The sequence below is a fragment of the Paenibacillus sp. JT22N7 genome (assembly GCF_059383875.1).
The window spans coordinates 489856-504606 of the sequence record NZ_JBXENY010000004.1; the positions used below are offsets into that span (position 1 = coordinate 489856).

The following is a 14751-nucleotide window of genomic DNA, read 5'->3' on the forward strand; positions in this document are numbered from 1 at the left end:
TAGTCCTCCTAATGATTATTGCTTTTTATAGTTGGTTCTTTATTCCTACTAATTAAATAAGTATAGCCCTACTCAATGACAGCAAAATGACAAACTCCGACAAGGAGCATGAAACTCTGGAAGAAATACGGATCGTTTTTGTAGCAAGAGAAAAAGCAGCCTCCTCGGTTGAGGACAGCTGCTCCTATACTTCTTGATATATATTGATATAGCTTGACCCGTATGAGGTCTATCTTCTCATTAACTCAGCCACCAGCACCTTGATACTTGTTCGCACCATACATCCAGAACCTATAGCCTGCCCAATAACAAAGAGGGCCGACAAGTGGCACCATCCACATTGCCCACTGCGGTAAAAGCGTTGCATCATTAGATAAAAGGAATGCCGCTGGATAAAAACTAACAAAGGCGAGTGGTACAGCAACCGTAAGCAATAACTGAATAAACGTTCCGAATATCGGCAAAGGGTACGCAATAAAATCCTTTAATCTGAAAAATAGGGTAAACATAAAATTAGTTCTAATCCATATAAAAGAAACAGCACCGATAATGGTGAGGATTCCGGCATAAATCATAGCACCGCTGACAACGACTAGGATTAAGTAGATGTACTCGCTCAGCGTCCATTGCATATTCAGCTTCGAGATGGCCCAAATCAAAACAGAACCAGAGATTAAAATATGGGCGATGTACCCTAAGTTGAAGCCCCTGCTTACTAAGTATAAATAGGGATTTACAGGCTTTATAAGCAAAATATCAAACGTGCCCTGTTTAACCTGGCTTTCCAATTCACGCATCTGTACAAAAGAAAAGGATGCCCCTAGTGCATACGTAAAGAGACCGATGCTATACAAAAGGGCTATTTCCGGCCAAGTCCAACCAGCTATCGTGTTAAACCTTTGGATAAATAACCAGATTATAATATAGTCCCCGGCATAGGCGATGATTTGAGCAAAAGCGGAAAGGATGAAATCAGCCCGATACTCCATTCTTTCTTTTAATAATAAACGAACTAGCTTGCCAAACAACTGCAGTGTCATGAATTTCCGCCTTCCTCTTTATCCGCCCTGCACAACTAAGCGACGCACGGCTCTAGTCCAAAGCCATTGAACGAGGACAAGTAATCCCACGATCCACCCTACCCCCATGGCAAGCACCTGCCATAGTTCAGTTTCCGTTATATTGCCTAGATATATGGCCGCCGGGACATAACCCATATATTGAAATGGCAGCATTTTCGCTACAGAAGCCCATGAAGGGGGGAAAAACCAAAGTGGCAAAAAAGAGCCAGAGAAGATAGTGATTAGGCCTCCCATCATCCAACTAAGAGCAAAATGATTCATAAACCAAAATGCTAGTAATGAGATTAGATAACCTAGAAGAAAAGAAATAATAAGAGCCAGCATCAGTGCCAATAAAAAAGCGAAAAGGTTTGTTAAGGTCGCAGGTGGGAGTATTCCGAAAAACAGCCCTGCTATAAGGAGAGACGGCGCAACAGTGAAGGCTAGTTGATAGAGGGAATTGCCTAGCCCATCAAAAAGCAAATATAACGGGTACGATAGCGGCTTGATTAATTCTGAGGCGATTCCTCCCGATTTTAAGCTTCCATCCACTTTACTGCTTACCCCATTTAATAACAGGGCAAAAAGCAGTGTATTGATAATGCTGTATGTAATCATTTGTTCGGCCTTAATACCCGCTACACTGCCGCTACCAATAACGGCTCGCCAGATTTCAACCTGGATCAGGATCGTGACAAAGTTGCCCAGTAAACGGAGCCAAACTTCCGAACGGTAAGCTAACTGGTTAGAAAAAGCTTTCATTGCGAACATAAGATACATTCTCATTACTAACCCACCTTAACCAATTTGGCGTTTTAAATCGGCTTCAGCTAGTTGATGATATAGCTGCCGGATAACGGAATCGATATCCGCACTTTCAATTGAAGCGTCCTCAACGGGATACTTCGCTGCAATTCGACTCACAAGATCAAATACGCTGGCATCACTTTTTGCAAAAGAATAGGTTCTTCTTAGCCCTTCCTCTTGAAGCAAGGTTATTCCCGGCATATCGATTAAACCTGGCTCTTCCCGAAAATCAATGACAACTTGGCGTTCATTACCTAGTCTGTTGCGGAGCTCTACAACAGACCCGTCGTAAACGACGCTCCCCTTATTCACCACAATCATTCTCGGACATATTTCCTCTATATCTTTCATATCGTGTGTCGTTAAAACGATGGTTACTCTTTTATCACGATTTACCGTACGCAAAAACTGCCGGATTTGGTCCTTGGCGATCACGTCGAGACCAATTGTAGGCTCGTCGAGAAAAAGAATTTTGGGTTCATGCAAGAGCGCCATTGCAATTTCAACACGCATCCGCTGCCCTAGACTTAATTGTCTTACTGGTTTTTGAATAAAATCCTTGATGGATAGCAATTCCACGCAAAATTCCAAATTGTTCTCGAAAGTTGCCGCAGGTATCTTATAAATGTACTTATGTAGATCAAAGGAGTCCTTAACCGGAAGGTCCCACCATAGCTGGCTTCGCTGCCCGAAGACCACTCCAATTTGCCGGGAGTTAACTTTACGCGCTTGATGAGGCACGCTTCCAAGTACTCGCAGTTCTCCAGCAGTAGGCACCAAAATTCCGGTCATCATCTTAATCATTGTTGATTTCCCCGCACCGTTAGGGCCCAAATAACCTACCGCTTCGCCTTCTTTAATGGAAAAGCTAAGATGATGAACGGCCATTTCTTCTATATACTCACGCGTAAATAAACTCCTAACGGAACCAATGAGCCCCGGGAATCTTCTATACTGTCGATAAGTTTTGGTGATATCATTTACAGAAATAATAGCCATACTACTATGACGCCCCCATTTTTCACTTAATGATCCCTAACCTCTACGACGGGCATACTGGTCCAAAAATCCTTATGATACGGCGGCGCCGTTTGCCAATGTGGAATTCTGCCCAGCAAATTATCTATGACCCCTATAAAATATCCAATATAGTCGCCACTTCCAAGGTTTTCATAAGGCAAATAAATAATCAAGTTTCCATTATCGTTTTGAAAATGAGAACAGCCTCGCAGGACATCTTCTTCTCTCACATGGGCAAATTTAGATCTTTCAACTGGCTGGAGCCTGTTGTTTTCTTTACGAATAATGACTTGATGTGTGAAATAGTCTGGGCAATCCAGATCCGGATCGACCAGAAAAATCATTATTTCCTGATTTTCAGTAAGGTTATTTAAAGTTGGTTCGGAAAGGTTCAAACGGAGTATAAGGCGATTCGCCTCATATTCAAAGTTATAGCGCAGATCAAATTTATCATCGTTTACTAACAACTTCCGCCACTGCTTATCGTTTGTTTTTATGGGCCCGCAATAATTGATATTATGATCGCTAAACGCTGCTTTTTTACTCATTAAAGCGATCATTTTCTTGCGCTGCTCACCATCAAGAAACAATCTCTCTGTTATGCTGATATCCCATTCATAAAATGATTGATTATGATTTAAAGCTTCGTCTGCTCTAATATAATCTAGACATGATAGATCGACGCCGGCAAATATCTCTTTAATTTGCTTTATAACTAGAGCAAACTCTCTGTTCAATTCATACTTAGCTATCCATTTATTTACGTTATCCCAATTTACCATTTGCTCATATTTTTTAAAAAACATGACTATATCCATATAGTTTTTAAGTGCTGGAATTCGCTCATCGAAGCCCTCGGCATCATTGAATGCATTTTCAAGCAAGGCGATACAGCTATGCTCGAGATCTAAGGTTTTCACATTTTCATTGCCCTGAATATTCATATATTGCGTGGATTCCAGAAAGGAAGTAATCTCTTTAATGGATTGATGCAGATGCCTTCCCGTCTCAAGTACAACGTATCTTCCAGAATGGGTATGTTTCCAGTATTCGAAAAATTCATGGCTATCTGGAGCTTTCAATATTGGCTTATCCAAATAAAAGAAATCGTTTGGGTCCTTCCTGTCTATGTGATACGTGTTTTTATTTCCTATGGCACTATGAAAGCCGCATACACGCAGCAACTCATTAATTTGATCCATCTCATGTTCATTAATGAGCAAATCTATATCCCGAGAATCCCTCTTATAAGCATCCTCATATATGAGGATGGATAAGGCAATTCCCTTGTTTAATACAATATTTATATTCATTTCTTTTGCTTTATTAAATAATAATTTAATTTCTTGTATTCTCTCATCAATAATTTCCACATGGTTTTGGTATAGGGTTTCACACGATTTTTTTAAGCTATCCGGCAGGACAGGAGATATATTTTGATAGGTTAAGGCAAAAATTTTATGCTGCTGCAGCAAATTCATTAAAATGGACCAATCCACATCCTGAAAACCATCAGCCGTTAATGGATGATTATTTATTACACTTTTTGACACTTCCAATAATGCCGCTTGCTCTCTCGTCAATTTCATAAATCCTCCATCATATTAATGCGTTTTCAAGGGTTAGAAGCTTATCTTTAAACTTTTTCACATTGCCAAAAGCCTTTCTCATCTTTAAATCTTCTGGATTTATCACCCTTGAATAAGGCAATATGGCCCTGCTTCTAACAATTAAGGAGAGCGTCATTTTATTGCTTGGAATGACTCGATGGAAGCTGCCCGCTTCAAAAAAATAAGTATCGCCCTCTACTACCTTAGAGCTGCGGGTTAATTCAACCTCTACTTTATCCATCTCAAGTTCCGTGACATTATATTCCTCATGGGTATATTCACCGCATAACATGATGACCGCAAAATTAAACCTATGATCATGTATGCTTTCAAAAGGCCATTTATTTTGCGGCCAGTAATGCAAGCGACCACGAATTCCCGAATTTTCGCCGCTCCACAGTACATACTTTTCAAATCCCAAAGGATGAATTTCCATGAGTGACGCTAAATTACCTAATTGATCTTCAGATTCTTGACGCAATTCTGAAAGCCATTCTGTAACTTTCTGTAGATTCACCTGTTCCTTTAGCAAGCCGCACATCAGCTCTAATTCCTTTTTGCTTTCTAAGGTAAATGTACGATCTATAACTTCAACAAATTTATTTAATACCATACGAATATCCTCCCTTTGTGCTCATAATCGTTTCTAAATGTAATATAATTTCAGAATGAATAGCTTGGGGGTCTCTTTCCCCATCCATGATTAAGGCATCTTCAGGCAATACCGTTCGAAAAGCTTCCCTTACATTAATAAAGATAGACGGGTCTTTTTCTTCATATTTTAGGTGCCCATCCCGGGCCTGTATTCTCTTAATGGTTATTTCGGGCTTAATATCTAAAAAAACAGTTAAATCTGGTTTGCGTATGGAGCCATAAAGATTTTTAATATCATTGATATCCATTCCCCGAACTTTGAAATAGGCATAAGAACTGTAAATATATCGATCAGATATAATGTTAACGCCCGACTCCAAGCGCTGCTCCAAATCATACATATGGGTTATTCGATCAGCAGCAGACAGCATCGCAATGACTCTCATGTCAGGGGCATGTCCATCATCAAGATAGGATCGTACCCTCGGATCATTTCTATATTGATCAGTTGGCTGCTTGGTGTTGTATAATTGCACATTATTAAGCTCAAACCATTTGGTAAGCATTCCGATTTGTGTAGTCTTCCCTGCTCCATCCAACCCGCACATTGCAATTAAAAGTCCACTCAAAATGTCATTCCTCCATTAATGTCTATTGAAGCTCCCCATATATATGAGGAGTGGTCTCCGAGTAGGAAAGCAATTACATTAGCGACCTCCTCAGGTTTGCCAATGGTGTTTGACAGCGTTTTTTTTCGATGATAGTCACGGCGCTCTGAGGATTGCACCTTGGACATGTCCGTATCTATAATTCCCGGCAGTATGGAGTTAACTCTTATTCCCTTCGGAGCCAATGAAAGACTAAGACTTCTTGAAAGCCCAAGAAGTGCCGCCTTCGATGATGCATATGCAGGGTCTCGACTTCCAACTTTAGCAGCTGTACTTGAGGTGCAAATAATACTGCTTAAAGAATCACAGCCTTGTTCTAGCAATAATTGCACGATAATAAATAAAGAAGTTACATTTACAGCGTGAACCTTCTGCCATAATGATAAATCGTATTGCGATAGACTGAGGTTCGGATATATTCCAGCCAAATGAACAATACCCGTTATATTTTTCAAATCATCTTTATATAAGTCGAATGCTTTCCTTATTTGATGCTCGTCACTTAAATCGCACTGTATAGGAATGTCCACCGCTGCACAGCTAGTCTTCAAATCCATACCGATGACCTGAACGTCCCGCTCCTTTAACTGCCTGATTAGCTCTGAAGCTATGCCTCCTCCAGAACCCGTTATTAAAATTTTGTCCAATATATCACCCTTATACATTCATTTTCATTCTATCTCTTAATAGATCTTGCTCAGGCTCTTTCGATTTATTGCTCAAGTATTTCAGAACCTTCTGATCCGTCCCGTCATAAACTAAAGCAAATCTATCAACGACATGAATACCTGCGTTACGTGTGGCTTCATATTTCTTTTTATTATTTCCTATAAGCCTAACTTGAGTTATGTTAAAATGATTGAGTATGGCGATAGAAGCTCTGTAATTTCTAGCATCCTCCATCCCCGTCCCCAATTGGGAGTACGACTCAACCGTATCAAGTCCTTCATCCATCATATTGTAAGAAAGAAGCTTCGTGGCCAGGCCAAAACCTCGTCCTTCATGGGAGGCATGATAGGTAATAATTCCTTGTCCCGCTGCACTAATCAACTCCATAGCCTTGTCCAGCTGCCATTTACAGTCACATCGAGTGCAATTAAACACTTCGCTTGTTATACAAGCCGAATTAAAACGACATAATACTGGACCTTCCCAATCTACTCCATTGCGTTTCACTACTGCTAAGTGTTCAACGGCTTCTGAAGGCGCTTGCAAAAGATCTGTCATACTAAAACGATATAAGTCCATCGTTCCAAAGATGGTATGAATCTTACCTTTAACCACATGATTGATTACAATATTACTGACCACGATACTTCACCCCTTCTATTCAAATATTTCCAACAATTAGATATAAATAGTATAGAACGTAAAAGATGTCAATCGATACCTTTACAATCGGTTAATTTTTCATGCGGTTATTAGTGGTCATTTCTTTAGAATGTCCCATGGAGTATTGTGATAAAAAAATAAAGGGCTTCATCTCCGCTTCCGAGATAAAGCCCTTCTATTTGAATTTCATCATAATATTTCATAATAAAATGTATTAAACATCTAAAAAGTTAATGGCTAAGCCGTACCTCGTTGATTTTATCTTTAGACTCTCTAGCAGCCTTCGCAATAAATTCATATAGGATAGCTTCTGTTTTCTTCTCTTCCTTTGCACCGTTATAGATGATGCCTCTGGATGAGGAAACCAAGGCGCCTAATCCTTTTGCATCAAAAAATGGCTTTAAATCATCAGCCGTTCCGCCTTGTGCGCCGAAACCCGGAACTAGAAAAATAGAGCTTGGCAATACTTTCCGCACCTTCTCAGCTTCCATTGGGTAGGTTGCCCCAACAACGGCGCCAATAAAGGAGTAATTATTTTCCCCCAATGTTTGCTGCGCCAGTTTGTTGATATCATCAGCCATTTTAATATAAAGCAATTCTCCGTTTTCCAGCTTAACATCTTGTACTTCATGTGAAGAGGGATTAGAGGTTTTCACTAGTAAAAATAAACCTTTACCGTTTCTTCCAGCTTCCTCGATGAAAGGGAGGTAACCATCGCTGCCCAGAAAGGGGTTAACGGTAACCATGTCTCCTGCAAGAGAGCCATTCCCAAGGAATGCCTTTGCATATGCACTTGAAGTAGAGCCTATGTCTCCACGTTTTGCATCATTGATGACGATTAAATTTTTTGATTTGGCGTAGGCAATCGTTTTCTCTAATGCATGAATTCCCTCGCTGCCATAAACCTCATAATAAGCCAGCTGTGGCTTTACAGCTACTGCATGCTCGGCTACTGCATCAATTACAATTCGATTATAATGATAAATGGCTTCACTAGCTTGTTGGTTGCTAATCTCATCGTTATCCACTAAAAAATCCGGGAAGTATTGTAAATCGGGATCTAACCCTACGACTAATACAGAGTTTTTATGTAGGATCTCTTCAATAAGCACATCAGCGAAATTCTTCATATTCTATGCTCCTCTTATAAGTAATCCGTTAGATTTGGCCGGCTCAGTGATTTATTGTATCACACAATGAATACACTGTCTTCCAAATCTATACAAAAATTCATCTATATCTTTATATATCCTCTTTGTGCTCTACTTTCAGTAAGTATTCAGTTCCCGCAGCAGCTGCTCATAGAGTACGGTTATCTCAAGCGATGGACCGACACCCATCTCATGATGCAGCATGTCTACAAATTTCATGTATTGCTGGACTAACGCTTCTTTGTTTTTCTGGAGAGCGTGGGCGCGCATCAGCAGCTTTATGGTCTCTTCATCCAGCTCGTTTATAGCAGACTGCTTAGCGAGCAGTCGAATTGCTGTCGCTGTATCTCCTCTAAGCAGCAAGGCGCTGCACAGCCTCTGGGAGAGAGCGATATACATTTGCGAGAACCGTTCGATCTCGCTCCATGCCCACGGATAGGCGCGATCTCCAAACAAATCCCCGACATAAAGCTGCTCCAGCTCAAGCGCCCGCCCGATATTCTCGTCAAGAACGAGTGCCATTTGCTTGCAGCCCTCTTCAAAGCTGAACATATCGAAGCGCGCCTCATTCAAATTCAGGCCATAATGAATACCGTCGGAGTGCAGGCTGCCCTTAAGTCCATTAGCTTCAAGAAGCTTGCGCAGCTGGTAAGCAGTTGTGTTTAAATAGTTTTCCGCATTTTTTCGGGGCATGCCGCCAAAAATATCCTCAATCAGCCGCGCCCTTGAAACGAGGCGGCCTTTTTGCAGCGATAAATAGGCGAATAGCTCGGCGCTTTTGCTCGTCTTCCATTTTATAATTTCATCACGGGCACTGCGGATTTCCATTCTACCGAGACAATTGAACAGCACTTTGGTCGGGGCAGCCTTCTGTTCCTCCGCCGGCATAGCGGGAGTACCTTCGGATAACGCTTTGTGAATGGTCTGTCTAAGCCTTTCCTGTACGACGGGCTTTACCATATAGTCGTAAGCGTAGACGCCGAACGCAGGCAGCGCATATTCCTTATGCGAGGTTACAAACACCAGCTTCGTCTGCCTGCCCTGCTCTCGTAACCGCTGAGCAAACTCCAGCCCGCTCTCCTTCGGCATGCTAATGTCCATAAAGATCATATCAATCTCCTGCTGTTGCAAAAAAGCGAAGGCTGCAGCCGTCTCCTGAAAGCTGCCCATGATCTCGACTTCGTCGATTTTGCCCAGCATTCTGCTCATAATCAGGTGCATCGCCAGTTCGTCATCGATGATGATGACCTTCATCCTGTCCCTCTCCTTTCTGACTGTTCATGGGTGTAAGCTGGTGCTAATGGAGGTAGAGGCAATGAAAAATAAAATGTACTCCCCTGTTGGGGCGCCGTGTCGAACCAAATCTCGCCCCCGTTCAAGTGGACGAATTCCCGGCATAAAGTAAGGCCTAATCCTACGCCGCGCTCGCCCGCGGTTCCTATGGAAGGCACAGGATAAGCATCCTGCTGCAATAGTGAATCCACCTGCTCCGTTGGCACTCCCGCGCCTGTATCGCTGACCGATACGACCATTTTGCCCTCCACAAGCTCTGCTTTTAAACGAATGCTGCCTCCGTAATCCGTAAACTTAATCGCATTGGACAGCAAATTGCGAATAATGAGATCAAGCATTTCCTTATCGGCAAAAATAAACGTTTCCTGTGGAATCTCGGAAATAATACGGATGCTTTTGCTTTCACTGCGTACCTGCAAGAGACGCGCATTCAGCTGTACCGTCTGGGCAAGATCCCGCACCACCGGATTAAACACCATCCCGCCCCGCTGGCTGCGAAACCATTCGAGCAAGCTTTCTACGAGAGCAAACGTCTTCTGAATTTGCTGGCCCATCTCCTGAACGATTTCATCGTGCTTGCCCCCGTAGTCCAGCAGCTCATCCTCCATTAGCTCCATCAGATTCAGCGATACCGCAAGCGGATCACGGATATCATGGGCTACTACGCTGAACATTTTATCCTTGAACGTATTGAGCTCCTGGAGCTGTTTTGCATTTTCCTGCAGCCGTTCCTCGTTGCGGACGCTTTCGGTTACATCGCTTAACAATAGGATCTGGCCAGCGGGTCTGAGCCGGTTATCAAGAATAAAGGAGAGATGAAGATTATAAAACCGTTCAACACCCTCCCGAGCAAGCCGCACTTTAGGAGCAATAGTGGGGCCTCGAGCTATTTTCTCAAGTAGAGTGGGATATTGTGCGAATATGTAAGCGGCCGGCTGCCCAATCCAGCTATTGTGAAGGCCTGTTATCACTTTTTTGGCAGATTCATTAAAGCTCGTGAGCGTATGATCCAGATCGAAGATCATTACGGCATCCTGCATGGAGGCAAATACCTTTTGCAGTGCCAGAGGTGCCAATCGCAGCATATTAAACTGGTAAATGCCCCACATGTAAAATATGCCGGAGACTAGAAAACCAAATGGAGAAATATCATACGGCATGTTAAGAATGCCGCTTAAATAAACGAGAGTGAAGCCGTATGGACCCCACGATCCAATAAACATAAGCGCAATTTGTTTTTTCATCCGCGAAGCCGATTTAAAGAACATTTGAATCAAGAGGATCATGCCAATGACAAAAAAAGAATAAGCGTATGCGACATGAAGCTTGTAGAATGGCCCTTTTTCCAAAACAACCAGCGGAAAGCCTTCTGAACGATCTAAAGTCATGCTTGTATAAAAGAGGTGATGCCACTCATTCGTATGGTGGGCTAGAAAATTAATGAAGGGAATAAAGAGAAGAAGAATGACGAGTTTTTTGGTGACAAGTACCTGTCGTCCGGTATACTGCAATACCATAATGAACCACAATATCGTGCCAAATGGAATACCGATGTATTCAATATGCAGCCAAAACCGGATATCCTCCAAAGAATTGCTGACGATTTCAAAGGCGTAGCCGAAAGTATAAAAAGTACCCGTCAACATTCCTAATCCATAGCTAATGGCAATGGGAAGCTCTCTTCTTTTGAAGCAAAGATAGCAGATGATTAGGGAACAGCAAGTGACTGCCAAGAGCATGGCGGATAAATATAAGTTGTTATGCATGGCTGAGTGCCCCTTAGCAGATTATTCTTTTATGATGCCCTTCATATCTTATCAGAAGACTAGGAAAAAAAATATAAAAAAGAGCCAGTCCGCGAACGGACCAGCCTATGAATGGACTGGATTTCCTAATATGGCGAAAAACAGGGCCATTTCAGCAGAGAAAGCAGCCCCTTGAGCAGGGACTGCTTTCTTCTTTTTTATAAATGGTTTACTGCCTTATTTGCTTTGCAGCGCCAAAATATTCAGCAATACCGTTACCGCTTCCGCTCTTGTTGTATAGGCTTGAGGCGCGAATTGATTATCGCCTTTCCCTTGTACAATGCCGGCTTGCTTCGCATAAGCCACGCCGCTTTTCGCCCATGCTGGGATGTCCTTATCATCTGCAAAACCAGTTGCCGCATTCTCATCAGCAGGAATACCTGCTGCGTTTGCCAGCATAGCTGTCATTTCCGCTCGCGTAATTTGAGCATTCGGATGGAATGCGCCATCAGCGTAGCCTTTCGTAATGCCAGCTTGTACCGCTTGCGCAATTGCTTTTTGCGCCCATGCACCAATTGTCGCCGTGTCAGTGAAGGTAAGTGCCGCGCCTTCTTCTTCCGGCTTCAACGTGTTCATCAGCATTACTGCAAACTCCGCACGCGTTACCGTTGCATTCGGCTTAAAGCTGCCGTCCGGATATCCGCTGACAATGCCTGCACCAATTGCTTTCTTGATATTTGCTTCTGCCCAGTGGCCGAAAATATCATTGAATTCCTGAGCTGGATTTATAGGATCGACAATAGGTTGAGCTACAGCCATAACCGCATATTTAGTGAAATGGTCGACCGCTACCGTAATCTGGTTGCCGCTAACCGTTCCACCGACTTCTACCCATGTTTTCTTCACTTCGTCAAAATAGAACACAGAAGCCTTCTGGTTGCTCTTCAGACTTGCTTTGTTGAAAGTAAACGTCAATGTAACAGGATTGCTGAAGTTTTCCGTGAAATTTTTCAAAATTTCAAAGACGGAGCTAGCCAGTGTTTCCTTATTTGTGAGCAGGCCTTGTACATTTTGCAATTTGGTAATGGAGATGATTAATTCTTTCGCTGTCGCATTAGCTGGAATCGAGACGATGACTTCGCTATTCAAGCTTACCTCGCCCGCTTTGCCAACTGGAAGCGTCAGATTACCATTCGTTGAGATAACTTTGTCCGTGCTAGGCACAGTCGTCGAACCGCCGCCACCAACAGCGCCACCGCCGCCAGTTGAGGCTGAAATCGTGTAGCTTGCGCTCATCACTTCGCTATTTGCTTTGCCGTTGGCAACAGCGATAGCTTTAATCGTCAGCGCGCTGCTCACGACAATCGGTCCACTGTACAAGGTGCTGCTTGTGGTTGGGTTGCTGCCATTCGTCGTGTAGTAAATAGCCGCGCCAGCTGTCGAGCTGCTCAGCGTCACGTTTGTACCCGCTGCAACGGCTCCACTCGCCGGATTTGCCACAGGGGCAGCCGTCGTTGTGCTTGTCGTTACCACTACATTGGTGGATGAAATCTGGTCAGCTTGTCCAACGTTAATCTCATACGTTCCGACCACTTCATTAGCACCAAGGGTAATGGTGTCGCTGTATGTGCCATTGCTAACCTTGGCCACATTAAAATATAGAATGCTGCGGTCAGGACGGTACACTTTAATAATGACCTCGGACAGGTCTGAGGTTCCTGTGATATTAATTTGGCTGCCAGGATGGATGCTGCCTGTCACCGGATTGACCGAGACAGCAGCCCATAAGGAGATGGGAAACAGCGATAGGCATAGACCAATGATTAGAGTTAAGCTCCATGTACGTATTCTCACTTCAGACATACCTCTTTTCTATTCAATTAAGCGTAAACGGCTAAAGCAGTCCTCTCGCGGCTAAGCTACCGTTTCGAGGGTGAAATATAAGCCCACTATCAATCCCAGTTGCGCCATTCTTGGTAACGCTGCTCAAACTCTGTCGCATCCACTTCTGTTACAAGATTATAGCCTAGGTTGCTAGGATCGGCATTGTCTCCTGTAATGAGAAAAGCACGGACCGAGTAGTTCGGATTTGTTGCCGCATCCGCTAAATTGAAATGTGCGCGATTTGTCTGATAGCCATTCAGCCTGTCAGTCGTAACAGAAACGGTATCCACTGGCACATCGCCGTTCATAAGCTGAAAAATAACGGTTGCTTGATCATTATAACTATTGTTAGTGATGTTTCTTACGAATTTGACGGATGCGGTTAGTCCGCCGCTCGCCCTATCAATAAGAGGCTCGCTCATATAGTAGGAATGCTCGGATTGATGAAGAGTAGTTTCGTACACCCCATCTATCGTATCATAGGTCTTCACAACGATTTTATTTTCACCTTCTGACAGCACGCTGGCTTGCAGCACAATTTCGCCGTCAATTTGACCAAAGACCCCAGGTGTATAAGTATAGCTTTCGCTTGACACAGTCACTCCATTTACTTCAATAGAGTCCGGCGCCCATTGTGCAGTTGGAGGATTAACGGAAATCGTTAAGGCTTTTCCAGTAAAATAGTAATCTTCATTATTATTTAGATATGGCTGGCGAAATGTCACAACCGAAACAGGCATTGTTGTTCTTATTTTATCCCCTGTCAGATTGTCTGCGGCATCAAAGCTTATAGTAGCCGTACCTGTGCTAACCCCATTAATATAAAAATACCAACCATTTGGACTTGCAGAAGCTATAGCGGTATCAGAGCTTATGAAGTTGCTAAGCGTTACTCCATTGGGTGTATCGTAAAAATTGGCACCCTGCAAAAATTGATTATAACCAGCTTGTATTCCAGGGAAAACATAGTTCCGATCGACCATAGGAGCCACCGTACCAACATGATTAGCTCCAACCGCTAGCGAAGTGTAGCCTACAACCTCTCCGCTTTGAGCATCTACTTCAACGATAGAAAGGATATCGCCAGCAGCAGCCGGTACAAAAGGATTATAGTTCAGGTTATAACTATAAGCACCCGCAATCGTGCTGAACGATGTCCCTGTTTCAGGCACCACCTCTGCACTTGCCTTTCCATAGGTCGACCATACAACTGTACTATTCGAATTAAAAAGGCCCGTCACTTTCACTTTACCTTGTGTAACGATTCCTCTGTTTGTCTCCAAGGCAACTGTACTGAGATTCGGGCTCACCGAAACCGGAGTTGGAGCAGCCAAAGCCGTGCTTGGCAGAACAGACAGCGCTACGACTAGCGCCAACATCATAGACAACACGGTGAAGCTAGATTTCCCTTGCGCTTTTACTTTAAACCAACCTTTTAACATGAATCTTTCACTCCCCTGTACATTCTCGTATTCGGCATGTCTTTCAATGAGCAACCTTCCTGCCCACTATTCCAGCTAAGTATAATCCACCCCAATGACAGCAAAATGACAAACTCCGACAAAAGACCTCCTCTAATTGACCCA

General features: G+C 43.2%; 13 protein-coding genes. All 13 read right to left on the reverse strand.

What is annotated here, in order from left to right:
* Nucleotides 1-245: 245 nt before the first annotated feature.
* The 13 genes from AC50Y5_RS13705 to AC50Y5_RS13765 all read right to left on the reverse strand — a co-directional run bounded on the left by AC50Y5_RS13705 (nucleotide 246) and on the right by AC50Y5_RS13765 (nucleotide 14607).
* Nucleotides 246-1040, reverse strand: coding sequence for an ABC transporter permease (locus tag AC50Y5_RS13705; protein WP_056036330.1), 795 nt, complete (start codon nucleotides 1038-1040; stop codon nucleotides 246-248).
* A gap of 18 nt (nucleotides 1041-1058) precedes the next feature.
* Nucleotides 1059-1847, reverse strand: coding sequence for an ABC transporter permease (locus AC50Y5_RS13710; protein WP_056036329.1), 789 nt, complete (start codon nucleotides 1845-1847; stop codon nucleotides 1059-1061).
* Between the two features lie 12 nt (nucleotides 1848-1859).
* Nucleotides 1860-2867 carry an ABC transporter ATP-binding protein gene (locus tag AC50Y5_RS13715; protein WP_056036327.1) on the reverse strand — a complete coding sequence of 336 codons (1008 nt, stop codon included), beginning with the start codon at nucleotides 2865-2867 and terminating at the stop codon, nucleotides 1860-1862.
* A gap of 26 nt (nucleotides 2868-2893) precedes the next feature.
* The gene (locus tag AC50Y5_RS13720) at nucleotides 2894-4471 is read right to left on the reverse strand and encodes a nucleotidyltransferase family protein (protein WP_162241899.1); all 1578 of its coding nucleotides are present in this window, start codon (nucleotides 4469-4471) and stop codon (nucleotides 2894-2896) included.
* 16 nt (nucleotides 4472-4487) lie between these two features.
* Complete coding sequence (locus tag AC50Y5_RS13725; RefSeq protein WP_056036322.1) at nucleotides 4488-5111, reverse strand: hypothetical protein; 624 nt, start codon at nucleotides 5109-5111, stop codon at nucleotides 4488-4490.
* Nucleotides 5098-5721 carry a dTMP kinase gene (gene tmk / locus AC50Y5_RS13730; RefSeq protein WP_056036321.1) on the reverse strand — a complete coding sequence of 208 codons (624 nt, stop codon included), beginning with the start codon at nucleotides 5719-5721 and terminating at the stop codon, nucleotides 5098-5100. The genes AC50Y5_RS13725 and tmk overlap by 14 nt, the downstream gene beginning before the upstream one ends.
* Nucleotides 5718-6425: an SDR family NAD(P)-dependent oxidoreductase gene (locus AC50Y5_RS13735; RefSeq protein WP_056036318.1), complete on the reverse strand. Its 708-nt coding sequence runs from the start codon at nucleotides 6423-6425 to the stop codon at nucleotides 5718-5720. Before AC50Y5_RS13735 ends, tmk begins: the two co-directional genes overlap by 4 nt.
* A complete protein-coding gene (locus AC50Y5_RS13740) occupies nucleotides 6418-7071 on the reverse strand; it encodes a GTP cyclohydrolase II (RefSeq protein WP_056036316.1) in 654 nt (217 codons plus the stop codon). The genes AC50Y5_RS13735 and AC50Y5_RS13740 overlap by 8 nt, the downstream gene beginning before the upstream one ends.
* Before the next feature lie 251 nt (nucleotides 7072-7322).
* Nucleotides 7323-8222: an orotidine-5'-phosphate decarboxylase gene (gene pyrF, locus AC50Y5_RS13745; protein ID WP_494861341.1), complete on the reverse strand. Its 900-nt coding sequence runs from the start codon at nucleotides 8220-8222 to the stop codon at nucleotides 7323-7325.
* Nucleotides 8223-8360: 138 nt separating this feature from the next.
* On the reverse strand, nucleotides 8361-9497 hold the full coding sequence (locus AC50Y5_RS13750; RefSeq protein WP_494861343.1) for a response regulator: 1137 nt from the start codon (nucleotides 9495-9497) through the stop codon (nucleotides 8361-8363).
* On the reverse strand, nucleotides 9494-11302 hold the full coding sequence (locus AC50Y5_RS13755; RefSeq protein WP_494861345.1) for a sensor histidine kinase: 1809 nt from the start codon (nucleotides 11300-11302) through the stop codon (nucleotides 9494-9496). Before AC50Y5_RS13755 ends, AC50Y5_RS13750 begins: the two co-directional genes overlap by 4 nt.
* Nucleotides 11303-11518: 216 nt before the next feature.
* Nucleotides 11519-13135: an S-layer homology domain-containing protein gene (locus AC50Y5_RS13760; RefSeq protein ID WP_494861347.1), complete on the reverse strand. Its 1617-nt coding sequence runs from the start codon at nucleotides 13133-13135 to the stop codon at nucleotides 11519-11521.
* A 98-nt stretch (nucleotides 13136-13233) separates the two neighbouring features.
* Nucleotides 13234-14607 carry a hemoblobin-interacting domain-containing protein gene (locus AC50Y5_RS13765; protein WP_056036305.1) on the reverse strand — a complete coding sequence of 458 codons (1374 nt, stop codon included), beginning with the start codon at nucleotides 14605-14607 and terminating at the stop codon, nucleotides 13234-13236.
* Between the last annotated feature and the right edge of the window lie 144 nt (nucleotides 14608-14751).